This is a genomic window from Pleomorphomonas sp. T1.2MG-36 (assembly GCF_950100655.1).
Lineage (GTDB): Bacteria > Pseudomonadota > Alphaproteobacteria > Rhizobiales > Pleomorphomonadaceae > Pleomorphomonas.
In genome coordinates, this window is record NZ_CATNLY010000001.1 from 490,864 (window position 1) to 509,114 (window position 18,251).

An 18,251-nucleotide genomic window follows, 5' to 3' on the forward strand; every position below is an offset into this window, starting at 1 on the left:
TCGGTCTCCCTTCATGAAATGGATGCGGGATCAGGCACCGCGCGCGGCGGCGATCAGCGAACTGCCGACGTAATCGGCAGCGTCGCGAATTCCGGGAAGCGTGAAGAAGAAGCCGCCGCCGACCGGCTTGATGTATTCCTCAAGCGGTTCGCCGTTGAGCTTCCGCTGGACGGTGACGAAGCCTCGCTGGAGATCCGCCTGATAGCAGATGAACAGGAGGCCCTGGTCGAGCTGACCGGAGCGGGTGACGCCGTTCGAATAGTTGAACGGCCGCCTGAGAATGATGTTGGCCTTCGCCGCCTCGTCGCGTGCATTGGCGAGACGGATATGGGCGTCCATCGGCGTCGCCGTGCCATCGGGATCGCGGACATAGTCGGGCACGTCGAACTCGCTGCCCTCCCGACGATCGAGCGGCGCGCCGGCCAGCTTGGTGCGGCCCATGATCCGCTCCTGCTCGCCGAAGGGCGTGCGATCCCAGCGCTCGACGAAATTGCGGATGATGCGGACGACCTGGTAGCTGCCGCCGGCTGCCCAGGCCGGCTCGCCCTCCTCCTGGCCCACCCAGACAACGCGATCCATCTCGGTGGCATCCGAGGAGTCCGGATTGGCCGATCCGTCGCGGAAACCGAGGAAGTTGCGGGCGCTCTCGGCTCGACCGTCCGGCCCCGGCGTGATCACCGGCACGTTGCCTTCCTGCTTCCACTTCAGGATCATCTGCCGGCTCGACGCCTTGATGATGTCCCTCAGCGCGTGGATCGTCGTGTCCTGCGTGTTGGCGCAAATCTGGATCGACAGATCGCCGTGACAGAGATCGGCATCGAGCGCGTCGTTTGGAAAGCGCATCATCCGCTCGAGATGCTTTGGCTTGAAGGGCGCTAGCCACGGCCTGTCGTCGAAGAGCGACGCGCCGAGCGATAGGGTGATGGTCAGGTTGTCCGGCCGCACCACGGGCCCGAGCAGCCCGGAGTCGGCGGGCGGCAGCTTCGGATCGAGCACCGGCACGGGCCCGCCCACGGTCAGGAAGGCGATGCGCGCCGTGAGGGTCCGAAACAGCGCCTCAAGTTCGTCTGCATCCCTTGCCAGGACGTCGAAACTCGCCACCATGCCGTTGGCCGGGCGGGCATTGACGACACCGGCCTGATGGACGCCAAGATACGGAACGCTGTCGAGCGGGCTCGCCGCGTTGGCCACCGGTGCATCGGCGACCGAGTGATGCATCGTCTCGGAGCGAGCGGTGCCGGCAAGCGAACCGCCCACCGCCGTCGCGCCGAGCCCGGCCAAAAGCCGGCGGCGATCAAGGACATGCGCAGAGCGCCGAAGATCTTTCGGATCGACCATGTTTCTTACTCCAGACCAAGCGCCGGATTGATCCGGTCTATCGCATCGGCAAGGGCGACGAAGGTGGCGGCCAGGGCCTTGCGGGCGTCCGTCGACACCTCGCCATAGGCAATCGGTGAAGATTCCGCCCCACCCAGCTTGCCGAGTTCGGCGCGCACCGCCGCAAAAGCGTCGGTCGTCGCCTTCGCCACATCGGGCGACGCCTCGCTTGCCAGCGGCAACAGCAGAGACGCCGGTTTTTCGAGGCCTTCGACGGCAGCGGCCAATTCGGCGAGATCGTCATTTGCGTAGAGGTTGTCGCCGGAGATCACCGGCCCCTCGGCAAGCCGCCGCGCCTCGCGCGCCGCGTTGCCGGCAAGATCGGCCGGCTCGAACTTCACCGCCTTCAGACGGTCCCTGAGGGCCATCACATCGGCGACCAGCTTGTCGGCGACGGGCTTGAGACCGGCGGTCGACGCGTCCCGCCAGAGGCCGAACTCGATCCTGTGGAAGCCGGTGAAACCCGGGTCCTGTTCACGACCGGCAAGATAGGTCGCGACGGGATCGATGGCGTTTTCGAGATCGGCGATGCGACCGCTGACCGCCTCGACGTGCCTGTAGGCAGTTCGGGCGGTCGCATAGGCGGACTTCGCCGCGTCCATGTCGCCGGCGCCGATCGCCGTCGAAAGCGACTCGACGGCCTGAACCATCCTGCCCGACTGGACGGCGAGAAAGACCTTGTACTCGGACAGCGGACCGATGAAGGCCTTCAGCGGCGGCTTGACCTTCTCCGCCTCCGAATGGGCCGAGGCCGTCACCGTCAGCTTGCCGCGCGGATTGGACAGAAGACCGCAGGTGATGTCGTAGACACCCGGCTTGAGGCGCGCAGCCAACTGCGACCGGAAGCCGGGAGCGATGTTCTCGCGCTCCTCGACCACCATCACGCCATCGAGAATCTCCCACTCGATCGGCCGGTTCGAGGCATTCTCGATCTCGAAGACGCTACGGCCGGCCGGGACCGTCAGGTCCATCGGCTCGCAGCTCTTGTCACCGACGCGAACGGCGATCGTGCCCGGCTCGCTCGGACGCACCGTCCTCTGCGAGGCCAGGTAGAAGGCGCCGCCACCGGCCAAGGCCAGCACGCCGGCCCCGACCAGGGCAATAGTCATCAGTCGCGACGACGGGACGCCGGCGCGTTTCGGATCAGGCGAAGACATCCTTACCCCTTTTCGGTCCCGGTGACCGGAGCCCTGAAAAGGGTCGGTCGGTCGGGCTTCAGGAACAGCACCAGCGTCACCGCGAGGAAAATGACATAAAGTCCCGCCTCGCCGATCGTCGGAGCCTCCTGATAGTTGAACACGCCGGATAGAACCGTCCCGAGAACGCTCGACACCGGCAGCGTGCTGGACAAATCGTAGACGCGCGCCTGGAGGAGGTTCCACACGCCCGCCTCGTGCAGACTACGCAGACTGGCCGCCGCGAGCCCGGCGGCAACGATCAGGATGAAGACGCCCGTCCAGCGGAAGAACCGCCTGAGATCGAGGCGAATGCCGCCGCGATAAAGCGCATAGCCGAGGACGGCCGCGACCAGCAGTCCGAGCAGGGCACCAAGCGGCGCAGCCGCGCCGGGGCTTTGCTGGAACACCGCGAGCAGGAAGAACACCGACTCGAGACCTTCGCGCCCAACGGCGAAGAAGGTCATGCCGATCAATGCCCACGTGGCGCCCTTCGGCGCCTGCATGGCGGCGTCGATCGCACCGTGCAACTCGCCCTTGATCGAGCGCGCGGCTCGACGCATCCAGAACACCATGCTGACCAGCACGATCACCGCTACGAAGCCGACGATCGCCTCGAACAGCTCTTGCGCCTTCTGGGGAAACTCCGCCGCCATCAGTTGCAATGCAGCGCCTGCGAACAGCGACAGTGCCACGGCCAACAGCACCCCGACCCAGACCACCGGCAGGAACGCGCCGCGCCCCGTCTGCTTGAGATAGCTCGCGATGATGCCCGTCACCAGCGCAGCCTCTATGCCCTCGCGCAACATGATGAGAAACGGCGCCAGCAATCCCACCTCCTGCCGACCAATAAGATGATGGTTGGTTTCAACTTTTAGGAAGGGCCTGTCAATAGCGCGGTCAGTGTTTTTGCGAGTCATTCGCAAAGATGCGTAGCCGTTCCGTCAGCGGGACTGCCTTGATTCACAACATGAAGAAGCATGAATCGCCTTGGCACCGACATGAATCAACGTCTGAGGTTACGGGCACGCGGACCGGAATCACAGCATTAACAAATCAAATAAATAACAATAATATCAATGAATTACATTAATTTTATAATCTGAAACATAAGAAAGGATAGCAGCCACCGGTTGGACTGCCCCCAGGAAATGGCACACTCAGGCCGGACGTTCCGTTCGTATGAGATCGGCCGCAACAGCCATGTCGTCGGCGAGCGGACGGTCGTCGCCATAAGAACCGACGACAAGACGCAGCTGGCGGTAAAGGCGATCGGTGCCCGCCGCCCGCCCTTCCGGGCGAAACTCATGGGCCTGGCCGGCCGCCAGAAGCTCGATACCGAGAATGGCCTCGGCATTCTCGATGATCGAAAGCGCCTTCAGTGAAGCTGGCGTGGCGTGGCTGAGATGGTCTTCCTGCAGCGCGGACGTGATGCCGCCATCGAGACTCGCCGGCAGCGACAGGCGCCGATTTTCGTTGACCAGCGACACGGCCGCATACTGGGCGATCATGAAACCGGAACCGACGCCACTGTCGGCGGCAAGAAAAGCCGGCAACCCGCTCACCAGTGGATTGACGAGACGGTCGAGACGACGCTCGGCCATGGCGGCGACCTCGGCCACGGCAATCGCCAGGTGATCGAGGGCCAACCCCACGGCCGCTCCGACCGCGTGTGCTTCCGAATGAACGCCGGGCTCATCCGGCGTGCCGACGATGGCAGGGTTGTCGGATACTGACGCAAGTTCCCGCTCGACGACGTCGGCGGCGACGGCGAAGGCATCGCGCGCCGCCCCGTGAACATGTGGCACGGCGCGCATCGACAGCGCATCCTGCGTCTTGCGACCGGCACCGGCCGCGACGATACCGCTGCCGGCGAGCCGGTCGCGCAGGGTTGCGCCAACAGCCTGAAGAGCGGGCGACACCCGCAAGGACAGCGCAGCCGGATCGAAGGCCGCCGGATTTCCCATCAGCGCTTCGATCGTCAGCGCGGCGATGGCATCGGCCCAGCCCAACAGCCGCTCGGCGCGTTTCAGAGCCAGCGACGCCAGACCCGTCGCGCAGGGAATGCCATTGACCAGCGACAATCCCTCCTTGGCGCCGAGCTCAAGCGGAACGAGACCCGCTACGGCCAGCGCCTCGGCCCCGGTGACGATCCTGTCGCCCACCCGCGCTCGGCCGGAGCCGACCAGCACCAGCGCGATGTGAGCCATGTGGCTGAGATAGCCCACCGACCCCTTGGCCGGCACCACCGGTGTGACATCGGCATTGAGAAGGCGCACCAGGGCTTCGACCACCTGGAGCCTCACACCGGAATGCCCGAGCGCGTAATTGCTGACCGCCGTCGCCATGATCGCGCGCGTCTCGACGATGCCGAGCGGGGCGCCGATGCCGGTAGCATGACTCATCAGGATGTTGTGCGACAGTTGCCGTTGCAATGGCCTGTCCACGACCACATCGCACAGGGCGCCGACGCCGGTGTTGACCCCATAGGCGCGAATGCCCCGATCGACGATTGCCTCGACGATCGCGCGGGCCTCCGTGACGCGCCGCTTCGCCGCATCTCCGAGAAGAAGGCGCGCTCCCTCGCCAACGGCGGCAACCTCGCGCCAGCCGAGATGGGTATCGACGACGATGGCGGTCATTCTGCCCTCAGGCCTGGAAGTTGCCGATGAACTGACGGAAGCGTTCGGAGTCGGAGTTGGTGAAGATCTCCTCCGGCGCGCCCTCGGCCTCGACGACGCCCTCGTGCAGGAACATCACCCTGTCGGAGACATTGCGGGCGAACGCCATTTCGTGGGTGACCACCAGCATGGTCCGCCCCTCTTCGGCCAGCGACCGCATGACCTTCAGCACCTCGCCGACCAGTTCCGGATCGAGTGCCGAGGTCGGCTCGTCGAACAGCAGCGCCTTCGGCTGCATGGCCAGCGCCCGGGCGATGGCGGCGCGCTGCTGCTGGCCGCCGGACAGGTGGGCGGGGTAATAGTTCCGCCGCTCGGCGAGACCGACCTTCTCGAGCAGTGCCTCCGCCTCGGCGATGCACTCCGCCTTGGGGCGCTTCAGGACGTGCACCGGCCCTTCGATCAGGTTCTGCAGCACGGTCATGTGGGACCAGAGATTGAAGCTCTGGAATACCATGGCGAGCTCGGAGCGGATGCGGTCGACCTGCTTGCGGTCGGCCGGCACCAGCGATCCCGCCCGGTTGCGCTTCATGGCAATGGCCTCGCCCGCCACCGTGATTTCGCCCTCGTCCGGCGTCTCCAGCAGGTTGATGCAGCGCAGGAAGGTGCTCTTGCCCGATCCGGAAGCGCCGAGGATCGAAATCACGTCGCCATCTTGGGCGTCGAGCGAGATGCCGCGCAACACCTCATGCTGACCGAAGGACTTGCGGATGTTGCGGACCGAAATTGCCGGTACCGGGACGTCAGCCATGAACCTCTCCCTGGCGTCCGCCGCCGCTTGCCGGAACCGGCCGCTCCCTGAGGTGCGGCGACAGTCGGTATTCGACAAGAGCCATCAGGCGGACAATGATGAAATTGATGAGAAGATAGATCAGCGTCGCGACCAGGAATACCTCCATGGTGCGATAGGTCTGCGAAATCAGCCGCTGTGCCGTGCCGGTCACCTCCCAAACGGTGACGAGGCTGGCGAGCGCCGTCGATTTCACCATCAGGATGATCTCGGTCGAATAGGCCGGCAGCGCCTGCCGGATGGCGATCGGCGCAATGATGCGCCGGAACAGCAAGAGGCCGGACATGCCGGCGGCCCTGCCCGCCTCGATCTCGCGGGACGGCACGGCCTGCAGGCCGCCGCGCATGATCTCGGCCTGATAGCCGGCGGTACAGAGGGCCAGCGCCAGCACGGCACAGGAGAAGGGATCGCGCAGCACTGGCCAGAACAGGCTGTGACGAACGGCCGGGAACTGGCCGAGACCGTAGTAGATCAGGAACATCTGGATGAGCAGCGGCGAGCCGCGAAACACGAAGACGTAGGCGCGAGCAAAGGCCGACAGGACCAGCCCGCCGGACACCCGGCAATAGGTGATGCCGAGCGCAAAAAACGCGCCGAGGCTGACCGAGCAGGCGAACAGTCCCAGTGTCATCGGCACCGCGGCGACCAGCTTGACGAAGGTGGAGATGAGGAAGGCGACGTCGAAATCCATGATGCCCTCCTCCCTAGCGCCGGCCGAGACTGTGACGGAAGCTTCTGGCGACGCGCCGTTCGGCGAAGCCGAAGACACGGTCGGACAGCGTCGTCAGCACCAGATAGAGCGCCCCGCCGACGATGAAGAACAGGAAATACTGCTTGGTGGAGCCAGCGGCGATCTGGGAGGTCCGCATCAGCTCGGCGAGCCCGGTCACCGACACCAGGGTCGAATCCTTGAGGCTGAGCTGCCAGACGTTACCGAGGCCCGGCAGCGAGAAGCGCAGGATCTGCGGTACCAGGATACGGCGGAAGCGCAGCATGGTTCCCATGCCGATCGAGCGGGCCGCGTCGAGTTCGCCACGGGAGACGGCCTGATAGGCGCCGCGATAAACTTCTGCCTGATAGGCACCGGAGATCAGGCCGACCGCTATGGCACCGGCCAGAAACGAGGGCAGCCCGAGAAACCCCTCGTAGTTGAGCCATTGCCCGACGGCTGTGACGGCCTGGGAACCGCCAAAATAGACCAGATAGATGATCAGAAGCTCAGGCGCGCCGCGAAATATGGTCGTGTAGGCGTCGCCGAGCCAGCGCGCCGGTCGCGAAGACGACAGCTTGGCCGCCGCGATGATGGCGCCGAGCAGAGCCCCGATGCACAGCGAGGCGGCCGTGACCGCCAGCGTCATGCCCATGGCCCACAAAAGGATGCCACCCCGGCCATGCTCGCCGAAGCCGATCAGGTCAATCCACGACATCAAGGCTCTCCGTCGGGCGCTCCCGGACCCTTTAGCGGATCGTCTCCGCCATCACCAGTCCGGGAGCTTCCTGTCGCATCAGGGGGTGACGTCGACCTTGAGCCACTTCTCCGACAGCTTCTTCACGGTACCGTCGGCGACGGCGGCCTTGATCGCCTCGTCGAACAGCGCCTTCAGCTCCGGATCGGACTTGCGAATCCCGAGTCCCTCGCCCTCGCCCCAGATCGAACCGGTGATTTCCGGGCCGGTGAAGGCCAGATCGGCATTGTCGGCGCTCGCGAAGGCACCAAGGAAATAGGTCGCATCATCGAAGCCGGCGTCGATGCGGCCGGCCGACAGGTCGAGATCGCGCTCGGCCGACGTCTTGTATTCCTTGATCTCGGCCACATCCTTGAAGTTGTCGTAGATGAAGCCGGCATAGACGGTCGACGCCTGGATGCCGATGATCTTGCCGGTCAGCGCCTTCTTCAGCGGTTCGATCGCCTCGGCGCCATCCTTGGTGTTGGCGAGCTTGATCACCGAACCGGTGCCGGCAAGCTTGGCGAGCTCGCCGTCCTTGGGCGCTGCGAAAACGGCCGGCGTCGCGGCATAGGGAACGGTGAAGTCGATCACTTCCTTCCGCTCCGGCGTGATCGACAAGGCGTCCATGATGACGTCGAACTTGCCGGCGTTGAGAGCGGTGATCATGCCGTCCCAGTCCTGCGAAATGAGCGTGCACTTCAGCTTGGCGTGGGCGCATAGATACTCGGTGAGATCGGGCTCGAAACCGACGATCTTGCCGTTGGCGTCGGTCAGGTTCCAAGGCGCATAGGCGCCCTCAAGCGCGATGGTGACGTCCGTCCACTCCTTGGCCGATGCCGGCACGGCCAGCACGGCGAACAGGGCGGATGCGGCAACAACACTGCGAAGGCTCATGGTGTTCTCCTCTGGTTTTGCGAAGCACTCCGGCTTCTTTTGAATGTCTTTCGCTGCATGCGCGCCAGAACTTACATCACGCCCTGAGGCGGGCAAGCGCGGCGGCAAACGCCCGGTCGATCGCTTCTTCCTCCGGATGGCGGCCATCCTCGACCAGCCAGCGGCCGCCAATCATCACGTCGCGCACGACCGATCCCAGGCCGCCGAAAATCCAACGGTCGAGGATCGCGTCGCCCTGCACGGCGGCCAGATAGGGCGACCGCCCGTCCAGCACCACCAGATCCGCAGGCGCATCCACGACCAGTCCCGCCCCGGCCACGCCGGACGCCTGGGCGCCACCGGCGAGCGCACCGTCGAACAGCGTGCGGCCGACCGAGGCTCCCGGCCGGCTGGCCATCCGATTCCGCCGACGATCGCGCAACCGCTGACCATATTCAAGAAGCCGCAACTCGTCGGCGACCGAGGTGGCGACGTGGCTGTCGGTGCCGATACCGAACCGCCCGTCCGCGGCAAGGAAGTCCGTAGCCGGAAAGAGGCCATCCCCGAGATCCGCTTCCGTCGTCGGGCAAAGGCCGACAACGGCGCCCGAGCCGGCAATCATGGCAACCTCTAGGTCGGTGACATGGGTCGCATGAACGAGACACCAACGCTCGTCGACATCGGCCATGTCATAGAGGCGTTCCACCGGGCGCCGTCCCGAATGGGCGATGGAAGCCGACACCTCGCGCTCCTGCTCGGCCACATGAATGTGGATGGGCGCGTGTTCCGGCACCGCTTTCACGATGGCCGCGATCTCGTCGCCGGTCACCGCCCGGAGCGAATGAAAGGCGAGACCGAGCCGTGCGCCGGCCACCCGGCACGGCTCGACAAGGCCGTGCAGCAAGGTCAGGAAGCCGTCGACGTCATGGATGAACCGGCGCTGGCCGGCGGTCGGCGCCGCGCCACCGAAGTCCGAATGCGCGTAGAACACCGGCAGCAGAGTCAAGCCGATGCCGGAAAGGTCCGCCGCCCGCAGCATGGCCAGCGACATTTCCGCCGGCTCGGCATAGGGGCGTCCATCCGGACCATGATGGAGGTAATGGAACTCGGCAACGCGTCCGAAGCCGCCCTTCAGCAGCTCCACCTGAAGCTTGGCCGCAATCGCCACCACGTCATCGGGCGTCAGCAGCGATACCAGCCGATACATCTCCTCGCGCCAGGTCCAGAAGCTGTCGTCACCCTGCCCGGCAACGTCGGTCAATCCGGCCATGGCCCGCTGGAAGGCATGCGAATGAAGATTGGCGAGAGCCGGAATGACCGGCCCGCCGAGCCGCCTGGCGCCACTCGCACCGGCGCCGCGCTCGATGGACGAGATCCGTCCGTCGGCACCAACGGCGAGGATGACGTTCTCGGCCCAACCGTCCGCCAGCAAGGCTCTTTCGGCGAAAAGCAATTGATGGTTATCTGCTACCATCTTGTTCGCGAAACCTCACGCTTGTACATACAAGCACTGTAGAGGAAATTTCTTAGGCCGCAAGCCGAATCCATTTGCCTCTGACTATTTTTGGGGAGTGCCTAGAAAATGAGCGACGTCGACGAACGTCAAGGTGGGACTCCCCCGCATTATGCCATGGTCAAGCAGATGATTCTCAGCCGGATCGGCAGCGGCGAATGGCCGGCCCGCCATCGCATTCCCTCAGAAAATGAGCTGGTCGCCACGCTCGGCCTCAGCCGGATGACCATAAACCGGGCACTGCGCGAACTCGCGGCGGATGGCGTCCTTCTTCGCATCCAGGGACTTGGAACCTTCGTCGCCGAAGGCAAGAGCCAGACCTCGGTGTTCAAGGTGCGCAACATCGCCGATGAGATTCGCGAGCGCGGCCACGCCCACGCGGCACAAACGGTGATGAAGGACGAGGTGAAAGCGACGCCGGAGCTGGCCGACGAACTGGGTGTCGAGCTCGGCACACCCGTGTTCCACTCGCTGGTCATCCACCTCGAGAACGACATCCCGGTCCAGCTCGAAGACAGATATGTCAATCCGGCCCTCGCGCCCGACTACCTTACGCAAGATTTCTCCGCCCGCACGCCCAACAGCTATCTGAGCGCCGTGGCGCCTTGGACGACGGTCGAACATACCGTCGAAGCCGTTCTGCCCGCCTCTTGGGAGGCCAAGCTGCTGGCCATCGCCCGAGGCGACCCTTGCCTGTTGATCCGCCGTCGCACCTTTTCCGGCGAGCGGGTCGTCACCTCGGTCCGCTTGCTGATGCCCGGCGGGCGCAGTCGCATCGAGAGCCGACAGACCGCCGGATCCTGATTGCCTGCCTCCACACGTCGACCATGACGCAGGCTCGGCCGTTTGCCGCCCCTCGCCCGGATCGCTGCGCCAGATTGCACGCAGGAGATGAAAGGGGTAGGTTTCCACACTGCTTCTGTTTCGTTGCATGAAACATAAATTAACAACCATGAAGATACGGTCCGGATGGCCTGCGGTGGAGCGGGCATGAAGCAAGGATCGACCGGATCGTGCCGGATCAACGAATCGTCGCGCTGGACGGCCTGCGGGGCACAGCGATCGCCTGCGTGATGCTCGGCCATTTCGGCCCGGAGATACTGAGCGGCGCGGGGCCATTCGGCGTGTTGCTTTTCTTTGCGCTCTCCGGCCGGCTGATGTCCGACGTCCTTTTCATCGGCGGCATGAATTGGCGCGAGTTCGCCATACGGCGCTTGGCGAGACTTTACCCTGCCCTGCTGTTCTTTCTCGGCAGCATGTTTGTTATCGCCATGCCGCTCGGTCGCACCGACATTCTGTCCGACTGGTGGAGCTATCCCACCTTCAGCGTGAACCTAGTGGTGATCCTGGCAAACAGGTTTCCACCTTTCGATCATCTGTGGTCCGTAAGCGTGGAAGTTCAGGCCTACATCGCGCTGGCCTTGATCTCGGTGAGTGCCCCCGCGCGATTGCGGCCTACCGTATTGCTCGGCGGCGCTCTTTTCTGCTTCGGCAACGGGGTGATACGAACCTACCTCCTGCATCAGAATGGCTTTCTCGTTTACTGGCGGCCGGACGTTGCTGCCGCGACGGTCTTTGCGGCGGCCTTTCTGCGCTTGATCACGAAAGACGCGCGTCTGCCTTCGTGGACGTCGCCAATTGCGTTCACGGCTGCCGCCGTCCTCATGCTCATTTCCGCGGAACCATGGATCACCGCAACGGCAAACGGCCTGCTGCTGGCGTTGGTCGGCGCAACCGCGGAACGGTCGGCGACGAAGGCGCGCCGCATCCTCGAGAGTCGGCCGCTCGTCTTTCTCGGAACCATTTCCTATTCGCTTTACATCTGGCAGCAGTTGTTCAAATACGCCTATGAGAGCGGCTTCCCGGGCTATATCGCCGTCCCTCTATGCCTTGTGATCGCCGCCTTGAGCTACTATCGCGTCGAACGACCTGGCAAGGCAGCCATTCTTGCGGCGTGGCACCGGCACGGCGCGCGCAACAAACCAGAGATGACCTCGCAGCATTGACACCCGCCCGCCGCGGTGCTTCTATCTTGTATAGACAAGATAGGGGATCATCATGCCGAGCAACACGCGATATCGTGACGTGGAAATCCGCGCCCCCCGGGGCACGACGCTTCGAGCCAAGAGCTGGCAGACCGAGGCGCCGCTCCGCATGTTGATGAACAACCTCGATCCGGACGTCGCAGAGAACCCCAAGGAGCTGGTTGTCTATGGTGGCATCGGCCGCGCCGCTCGCGACTGGGAGTGCTTCGACACCATCGTTCGCACCCTCGAACGCCTTGAGGATGACGAGACCCTGCTCGTCCAGTCGGGCAAGCCGGTCGGCGTGTTCCGGACGCACAAGGACGCCCCGCGCGTCCTGATCGCCAACTCGAATCTGGTCCCCAACTGGGCGAACTGGCAACACTTCAATAAGCTCGATGCCGAGGGATTGATGATGTACGGCCAGATGACGGCCGGCTCGTGGATCTACATCGGGGCGCAGGGCATCGTGCAGGGCACCTACGAAACCTTCGTGGAAGCCGGGCGCCAGCATTATGACGGCAACCTCAGAGGGCGGTGGGTGCTGACATCGGGCCTCGGCGGCATGGGCGGCGCCCAGCCGCTCGCCGCCGTCATGGCCGGCGCCTGTGCGCTGGTGGTCGAATGCCAGCAGTCGCGCATCGATTTCCGCCTGCGGACCCGCTACATCGACAAGCAGGCCAAGGACCTCGACGACGCGTTGCGGCTCATCGCCGACCACACGGGAAAGGGCGAGGCCGTCTCCATCGCCCTGCTCGGCAATGCCGCCGACGTGCTGCCGGAGCTGGTTCGGCGCGGCGTGCGGCCCGATCTCGTCACCGACCAGACCTCGGCCCACGATCCGCTCAACGGCTACCTGCCATCCGGCTGGACCTGGGATGAGTATCGCACCCGCGCCAAGGTCGAGCCAGATGTGGTGATCGCCGCCGCCACCGCGTCGATGCGAGAACATGTCCGCGCCATGCTCGACTTTCAGACGCTTGGTGTGCCCGTCTTCGACTATGGCAACAACATCCGTCAGCGCGCCTTCGACGCCGGCGAAAAGAACGCCTTCGCCTTCCCCGGCTTCGTGCCGGCTTACATCCGGCCGCTGTTCTGCCGGGGCATCGGCCCGTTCCGCTGGGCGGCGCTGTCCGGCGATCCGGCCGACATCGCCGCGACCGACGTCAAGGTGAAGGAGCTGCTGCCCGACAATCCGCATCTCCACAACTGGCTCGACATGGCCGCCGAACGCATCGCCTTCCAGGGCCTGCCCGCCCGTATCTGCTGGGTCGGCCTCGGCGCTCGCGCCCGCCTCGGCCTCGCCTTCAACGAGATGGTCCGGCAGGGCGTCGTCAAGGCACCCATCGTCATCGGCCGCGATCACCTCGACAGCGGCTCGGTCGCATCTCCCAACCGCGAGACAGAAGCGATGCGAGATGGCTCCGACGCCGTCTCCGACTGGCCGCTGCTCAACGCGCTGCTCAACACGGCCTCCGGCGCCACCTGGGTGTCTCTGCATCACGGCGGCGGTGTCGGCATGGGCTTCTCGCAGCACGCAGGCATGGTCATCGTCTGCGACGGCAGCGAGGATGCCGACCGGCGCATCGCCCGCGTGCTTCACAACGACCCGGCAACCGGCGTCATGCGCCATGCCGACGCCGGCTACGACATTGCCATCGAGTGCGCCCGTGAAAAGGAACTCGACCTGCCGATGCTCGGCAAATGAGCCTGCGGCTCCTGACGGCGGCCGACTTTCGCCGCCTGCCCTGGCAGAACGGTCGAGGCACGACGCTGGAGCTTGTCCGCCATGACGATGCGACGGGCGCCCTGCTCTGGCGCCTGTCGGTCGCCGACGTCGTCGAGCCCGGCCCCTTCTCGCCGCTTCCCGGCATAGACAGGGTGATCACCTTGATCGACGGCGACGGCTTCGACCTCGATTTCGGCGGAGCGCGGCCGGGCGTGGCGCTGCGGCCGTTCGAGCCGCTGGCCTTCTCCGGCGACTGGCAGACGACCGCGACCGCCGTTCACGGCCCCTCGCGCGATTTCAACGTGATGACGGCGCGCGGCAAGCTCGCCGCCGAGATCGAAATCATAGGGACCGAGCTTCCCCCTGCCGAGCTCGCCTACGTCTACGCTGGGCGTGGCAGCGTCACGGTCACTGCCGGCGACAGGACCGTCCGCGCCGAAACGGGCGAGCTGATCGAATGCTGGAAAACCGAGCCAGCGCACGTGGAAGCCGATGATCCGACAACCGTCCTGGCGGTTTGCCTCCGCCGTATCGACGGGGCGGCAATGCCGGACAAATGACCGGGCGCCATGCGTATTGGCACGAAGACGTTACTCGCGGCATGGATGCTGGAATTTGTCATACATGAGTGTTAGGGGAAGCTGACTTCAGCGGTGTTCCGGCACCGGACAGTTCGACAACAGCACGGGCGCCGAGCCATGAGCGACAAGACCAAGATCGTCATCACCTCCGACCACACCGGTATCGACCTCAGAAAGGCCGTTGTCGCTCATCTTGAGGCGCGTGGATTTGCGGTGGAGGACGTCGGCCCGACGTCGACCGAGAGCACCGACTACCCCAAGTGGGGTGAGAAGGCGGCACGGGTGGTGCTCGCCGGCGGTGCGCAGCTCGGTATCGCCATCTGCGGCACCGGCTTCGGCATTTCGCTTGCGGCCAACAAACTGAAGGGCATCCGCTGCGTCGTCTGCTCGGAGCCTTACACCGCCAAGCTGTCGCGCCAGCACAACAACGCCAACATGCTGGCCTTCGGTGCCCGCGTGGTCGGCCAGGATCTCGCGTTGATGATCGTCGACGAGTTCCTCAACGCCGAGTTCGAAGGCGGGCGCCACGCGCGCCGCGTCGGCATGATTTCCGAGCTTGAAGCGGGCCATTCGGTCTGCTGATAGGGCGTGGCCGCCGTTCTCCCGATTGGCGGCCGGCCGGGAGGAGACAAGGGCGTTCGGACCTCGCGTCCGAACGCCCTTCTTGCATCCGGATGCGTTCACGCCGGCCGCCGTTCGGGACGCCGGATCAGCATTCGAACCAGGCGATAGCCAAGCAGCACGACCACCAGCCCGATGTGAACGGCCTGCGTGGGATCGAGCACCTTGGTCGCCAACAGGTAGTGAACGGCCGCGAGCGATACGGCCACGTAGACGAGACGGTGCAACCGCCGCCAGTTCTTGCCCAATCGGCGGATCGACAGCCGGTTGGAGGTCGCCGCCAGCGGCACCAGCAGCACCAATGCGGCAAAGCCCAAGGTGATGAACGGCCGCCGCACGATGTCGGGAACGATCGTACTCCAGATGAGGCCACGATCGAGCGTCAGGTAAACGCTGAAGTGCATCGCCGCGTACCAGAAGGCGAGGAGACCGAGGGCACGCCGGAAGCGCAGGAGATTGACGCCTGCCAGCTGACGAAGCGGCGTGATGGCAAGCGTCAGGATGAGAAAGCGCAGCGCCCACAGGCCGAGCGTCTGTTCGAAGGCACGGACCGGATCGGCCCCGAGCCCCCCCGTCGCCCCGAGCCAGAAGCTTGACACCGCCGGAATAAGCCCGACGACGTAGATGCCCCAGCCAGCGATCTTGTCGACAACGGCCGATCGTCCCGTCGCCATCAGTAGTTGGCCCTGAGGTCCATGCCGGCATAGAGGCTCGCCACCTCGTCGGCGTAGCCGTTGAACATCAATGTCGGGCGCCGGCCCGAGCCGAAGAAGCCGCCTTGGCCGATGCGCCGTTCGGTCGCCTGGCTCCAGCGCGGGTGGTCCACCTCGGGATTGACGTTGGCGTAGAAGCCGTACTCGCTCCCCTGAAGCGAGTTCCAGGAGTTGGGCGGTTGCTTTTCGACGAGCGAAATGCGGACGATCGACTTGATGCCCTTGAAGCCATACTTCCAGGGCACCACGAGGCGGATGGGCGCCCCATTCTGGTTGGGAAGCGTTTCGCCATAGAGACCGACTGCCAGAATGGCGAGGGGGTGCTGCGCTTCGTCGAGGCGCAGGCCCTCGACATAGGGCCACGGCATGGGCTGGAAATAACCAGCTTGTCCCGGCATTTCCTCGGGCCGAACCACCGTCTCGAAGGCCACGAACTTGGCCGAGCCCAGCGGCTCCACCTTGTCGAGGAGCGCTTTCAGGGGAAAGCCGTTCCAGGGGATCACCATCGACCACGCCTCGACGCAGCGCATGCGATAGATCCGCTCCTCAATGGGCAGCTCGGCGATCAGCTTGTCGACATCGAAGGTCTGCGGCTTGCCGACCAAACCGTCGACGGTGATCGTCCAGGGCCTCGGCTTGAAGTCGCCGGACTGGCGCGACGGATCGGCCTTGTCAGTGCCGAACTCATAGAAGTTGTTGTAGGTGGTGACATCCTCGCGCGGCGTCAGCGGTTCGTCCACCTTGTAGGCACCGGGTACCGTCTTCAGCGGCATGGTGGCCGGCGCCTCGGCGCGAGCCCCACCGGCGCCGAGCGCCAGCCCCGCCCCGGCCATAAGCCCCATGAACTCTCGACGGCGAAGATAGACCGAACGCGGCGTGATCTCGGACGCTGGAATGGAGGGCGGGCGATAGGTCGGCATGGCATTCCTCCGGCGGCTCGCGGATGCTGCACTTTGGAGGCATTCTCGAATGAGCCGGCTGGAATGAAAAGCCACTATTTCGTGTAGAGCACCGAAAGGTCGGCGCCGCGAAGCGCGGCGCCGACCCACGTTCTCGTTCGGATACGATCACTCGGCAGCGGCTGCCACCGGAGCAGACGCGGCGATGAGGGCCTGATCGAGGTCGGCGATGATGTCGTCGGGATGCTCGATGCCGATCGACAGACGCACGTAGCCGGGCGTGACGCCAGTCTTCAGCTGTTCCTCGGCGGTCAACTGCGAGTGCGTCGTCGAAGCCGGATGAATGGCCAGCGAACGGGCGTCGCCGATGTTGGCGACATGGTAGAGCAGTTCCAGCGCATCGATGAACTTGCGGCCGGCCTCGACGCCGCCCTTCAGCTCGAATCCGACCAGCGCACCGTAACCGCCCTCGAGATAGGTATCGGCGCGGCGCCGGAACTCGCCGTCCTGCAGCTTCGGATAGATGACGCGCGTCACACCCGGGTGGTTCGCCAGATAGTCGGCCACCTTCTCGGCATTCGCCACGTGCTGGCGGATTCGAAGCGGCAGCGTCTCAAGTCCCTGGATCAGCTGGAAAGCGTTGAATGGCGACAGCGCCGCGCCGATGTCGCGCAGCAGCTTGACGCGGACGCGCAGCGCAAAGGCGATCGGTCCGAGCGGCTTGGCCGCCTCGGCCCAGACGGCGCCGTGATAGGCCGGATCGGGCGTGTTGAGCAGCGGTTGACGCTCCGGGAACTTGTCCCACTCGAAATTGCCGCCATCGACGACCAGACCGCCGATCGAGGTGCCATGGCCGCCGATGTACTTGGTGGCCGAGTAGACCACGACAGCGGCACCGTGCTTGAACGGCTTGGACAACAAAGGCGCCGCCGTATTGTCGATGATCAGCGGGATGCCCAGGGGCCGACCGATGTCGGCGACCTCTTTCACCGGGAAGACGTTGAGTTTCGGGTTGGGCAACAGTTCGGCGTAGTAGGCCCGGGTCCGATCATCGGTGGCCTTGCGGAAATTCTCCGGATCCGTCGGATCGACGAAGCGGACTTCAATGCCGAACTGGCTGAGCGTGTCGGCGAGAAGCGCCCATGTGCCCCCATAGAGATCGGTCGAGGAAACGATGTTGTCGCCGGCCGAAGCCAGATTGAGGATGGCGAAAGTGGTGGCCGCCTGCCCCGAGGATACGGCAACGGCCGCTGCGCCGCCTTCGAGAGCGGCGATGCGGGTTTCGAGCGCGTCCTGTGTCGGATTGCCCAGCCGGGTGTAGATGAAGCCGAGCTCCTGCAGACCGAACAGGCGGGCCGCATGGCCCGCGTCCTGGAATTGATAGGACGTTGTCTGATGGATCGGCACCGCGACGGAGCCAGTAGAGGGATCGGCGCGAAAACTGCCGCCGTGAAGGGCAAGGGTTTCGGGGTGCAGCGACTTGCTCATGATATTGGCTCCCAGCTCGATCATCCGGCGCTCGCCTCGGCGCCTAGGACAGCCTGGAGAAGGTTTTCTCACTCCCTGCCCCGCCGTCGAAAATCATTCCACCACGTCCCGGCGAATGACGACAGTTCTGGAATTTCTTTGCGCAGCCAAGAAAGGCAATATCCATCCTCGAACGGGTTCATTTCGGGAGGGTCTTTCCAGCGCCCCATGCAACAGCTTCCGACAGAGAGAGCCCGCAAGGAGACACGGTCAAATCGGCAATCTGCGACGCATCCGAAGATCCGAGTACAGGAACTGATCGTAAAGAGCCCGTCAGAAACACAGTTTCATTGTCTTTGAAAA

The 18,251-nt window shown here is 64.6% G+C and carries 17 protein-coding genes; 5 read left to right on the top strand and 12 right to left on the bottom strand.

The features are described from left to right. Positions 1-30: 30 nt before the first annotated feature. The 9 genes from efeB to hutF form a co-directional block, all read right to left on the bottom strand. The gene (gene efeB / locus QQZ18_RS02380) at positions 31-1,338 is read right to left on the bottom strand and encodes an iron uptake transporter deferrochelatase/peroxidase subunit (protein WP_284537658.1); all 1,308 of its coding nucleotides are present in this window, start codon (positions 1,336-1,338) and stop codon (positions 31-33) included. 5 nt (positions 1,339-1,343) lie between these two features. Further along, on the bottom strand, positions 1,344-2,486 hold the full coding sequence (gene efeO, locus QQZ18_RS02385) for an iron uptake system protein EfeO (protein WP_284537659.1): 1,143 nt from the start codon (positions 2,484-2,486) through the stop codon (positions 1,344-1,346). Positions 2,487-2,536: 50 nt separating this feature from the next. Next, positions 2,537-3,382: an iron uptake transporter permease EfeU gene (efeU, locus tag QQZ18_RS02390; RefSeq protein WP_284537660.1), complete on the bottom strand. Its 846-nt coding sequence runs from the start codon at positions 3,380-3,382 to the stop codon at positions 2,537-2,539. Between the two features lie 330 nt (positions 3,383-3,712). Beyond that, positions 3,713-5,194, bottom strand: coding sequence for an HAL/PAL/TAL family ammonia-lyase (locus tag QQZ18_RS02395; protein ID WP_284537661.1), 1,482 nt, complete (start codon positions 5,192-5,194; stop codon positions 3,713-3,715). Between the two features lie 7 nt (positions 5,195-5,201). After that, positions 5,202-5,981 carry an ABC transporter ATP-binding protein gene (locus QQZ18_RS02400; RefSeq protein WP_284537662.1) on the bottom strand — a complete coding sequence of 260 codons (780 nt, stop codon included), beginning with the start codon at positions 5,979-5,981 and terminating at the stop codon, positions 5,202-5,204. After that, positions 5,974-6,711, bottom strand: a complete 738-nt coding sequence (locus tag QQZ18_RS02405; protein WP_284537663.1) for an ABC transporter permease — start codon at positions 6,709-6,711, stop codon at positions 5,974-5,976. The genes QQZ18_RS02400 and QQZ18_RS02405 overlap by 8 nt, the downstream gene beginning before the upstream one ends. A 13-nt stretch (positions 6,712-6,724) precedes the next feature. Further along, positions 6,725-7,447: an ABC transporter permease gene (locus QQZ18_RS02410; RefSeq protein ID WP_284537664.1), complete on the bottom strand. Its 723-nt coding sequence runs from the start codon at positions 7,445-7,447 to the stop codon at positions 6,725-6,727. 78 nt (positions 7,448-7,525) lie between these two features. Further along, on the bottom strand, positions 7,526-8,362 hold the full coding sequence (locus QQZ18_RS02415) for a transporter substrate-binding domain-containing protein (protein WP_284537665.1): 837 nt from the start codon (positions 8,360-8,362) through the stop codon (positions 7,526-7,528). Between the two features lie 76 nt (positions 8,363-8,438). Beyond that, positions 8,439-9,815, bottom strand: coding sequence for a formimidoylglutamate deiminase (gene hutF, locus QQZ18_RS02420; protein ID WP_284537666.1), 1,377 nt, complete (start codon positions 9,813-9,815; stop codon positions 8,439-8,441). Positions 9,816-9,923: 108 nt separating this feature from the next. Here hutF and hutC point away from each other — a divergent pair, with 108 nt between their 5' ends. From hutC to rpiB, 5 genes are all read left to right on the top strand, one after another. After that, positions 9,924-10,658 (top strand): histidine utilization repressor, encoded by a 735-nt coding sequence (gene hutC, locus QQZ18_RS02425; RefSeq protein WP_284537667.1) that lies wholly within the window; start codon positions 9,924-9,926, stop codon positions 10,656-10,658. 209 nt (positions 10,659-10,867) lie between these two features. Next, entirely contained in the window at positions 10,868-11,860 is a 993-nt protein-coding gene (locus tag QQZ18_RS02430) for an acyltransferase family protein (protein WP_284537668.1), read from the top strand. Between the two features lie 52 nt (positions 11,861-11,912). Next, a complete protein-coding gene (hutU, locus tag QQZ18_RS02435; RefSeq protein ID WP_284537669.1) occupies positions 11,913-13,586 on the top strand; it encodes a urocanate hydratase in 1,674 nt (557 codons plus the stop codon). Continuing rightward, a complete protein-coding gene (locus tag QQZ18_RS02440; RefSeq protein ID WP_284537670.1) occupies positions 13,583-14,167 on the top strand; it encodes a HutD/Ves family protein in 585 nt (194 codons plus the stop codon). The genes hutU and QQZ18_RS02440 overlap by 4 nt, the downstream gene beginning before the upstream one ends. 138 nt (positions 14,168-14,305) lie before the next feature. Next, a complete protein-coding gene (gene rpiB / locus QQZ18_RS02445) occupies positions 14,306-14,770 on the top strand; it encodes a ribose 5-phosphate isomerase B (RefSeq protein WP_284537671.1) in 465 nt (154 codons plus the stop codon). Between the two features lie 98 nt (positions 14,771-14,868). On the opposite strand, the gene msrQ is transcribed toward rpiB, so the two are convergent. The 3 genes from msrQ to QQZ18_RS02460 all read right to left on the bottom strand — a co-directional run bounded on the left by msrQ (position 14,869) and on the right by QQZ18_RS02460 (position 17,909). Then, on the bottom strand, positions 14,869-15,483 hold the full coding sequence (gene msrQ, locus QQZ18_RS02450; RefSeq protein WP_284537672.1) for a protein-methionine-sulfoxide reductase heme-binding subunit MsrQ: 615 nt from the start codon (positions 15,481-15,483) through the stop codon (positions 14,869-14,871). Next, positions 15,483-16,442: a protein-methionine-sulfoxide reductase catalytic subunit MsrP gene (msrP, locus tag QQZ18_RS02455; RefSeq protein WP_284537673.1), complete on the bottom strand. Its 960-nt coding sequence runs from the start codon at positions 16,440-16,442 to the stop codon at positions 15,483-15,485. Before msrP ends, msrQ begins: the two co-directional genes overlap by 1 nt. A gap of 147 nt (positions 16,443-16,589) precedes the next feature. Continuing rightward, the gene (locus tag QQZ18_RS02460; protein WP_284537674.1) at positions 16,590-17,909 is read right to left on the bottom strand and encodes an O-acetylhomoserine aminocarboxypropyltransferase/cysteine synthase family protein; all 1,320 of its coding nucleotides are present in this window, start codon (positions 17,907-17,909) and stop codon (positions 16,590-16,592) included. Positions 17,910-18,251: the final 342 nt, after the last annotated feature.

Excerpts from the sequence above, each read along its gene's own strand:
- hutU (WP_284537669.1), top strand. The coding sequence starts at position 11,913 with ATGCCGAGCAACACGCGATATCGTGACGTGGAAATCCGCGCCCCCCGG.
- efeO (WP_284537659.1), bottom strand. The coding sequence starts at position 2,486 with ATGACTATTGCCCTGGTCGGGGCCGGCGTGCTGGCCTTGGCCGGTGGC.
- hutC (WP_284537667.1), top strand. The coding sequence starts at position 9,924 with ATGAGCGACGTCGACGAACGTCAAGGTGGGACTCCCCCGCATTATGCC.
- msrP (WP_284537673.1), bottom strand. The coding sequence starts at position 16,442 with ATGCCGACCTATCGCCCGCCCTCCATTCCAGCGTCCGAGATCACGCCG.
- QQZ18_RS02415 (WP_284537665.1), bottom strand. The coding sequence starts at position 8,362 with ATGAGCCTTCGCAGTGTTGTTGCCGCATCCGCCCTGTTCGCCGTGCTG.
- QQZ18_RS02395 (WP_284537661.1), bottom strand. The coding sequence starts at position 5,194 with ATGACCGCCATCGTCGTCGATACCCATCTCGGCTGGCGCGAGGTTGCC.
- efeB (WP_284537658.1), bottom strand. The coding sequence starts at position 1,338 with ATGGTCGATCCGAAAGATCTTCGGCGCTCTGCGCATGTCCTTGATCGC.
- QQZ18_RS02460 (WP_284537674.1), bottom strand. The coding sequence starts at position 17,909 with ATGAGCAAGTCGCTGCACCCCGAAACCCTTGCCCTTCACGGCGGCAGT.
- QQZ18_RS02405 (WP_284537663.1), bottom strand. The coding sequence starts at position 6,711 with ATGGATTTCGACGTCGCCTTCCTCATCTCCACCTTCGTCAAGCTGGTC.
- msrQ (WP_284537672.1), bottom strand. The coding sequence starts at position 15,483 with ATGGCGACGGGACGATCGGCCGTTGTCGACAAGATCGCTGGCTGGGGC.
- hutF (WP_284537666.1), bottom strand. The coding sequence starts at position 9,815 with ATGGTAGCAGATAACCATCAATTGCTTTTCGCCGAAAGAGCCTTGCTG.
- rpiB (WP_284537671.1), top strand. The coding sequence starts at position 14,306 with ATGAGCGACAAGACCAAGATCGTCATCACCTCCGACCACACCGGTATC.
- QQZ18_RS02410 (WP_284537664.1), bottom strand. The coding sequence starts at position 7,447 with ATGTCGTGGATTGACCTGATCGGCTTCGGCGAGCATGGCCGGGGTGGC.
- QQZ18_RS02440 (WP_284537670.1), top strand. The coding sequence starts at position 13,583 with ATGAGCCTGCGGCTCCTGACGGCGGCCGACTTTCGCCGCCTGCCCTGG.
- QQZ18_RS02400 (WP_284537662.1), bottom strand. The coding sequence starts at position 5,981 with ATGGCTGACGTCCCGGTACCGGCAATTTCGGTCCGCAACATCCGCAAG.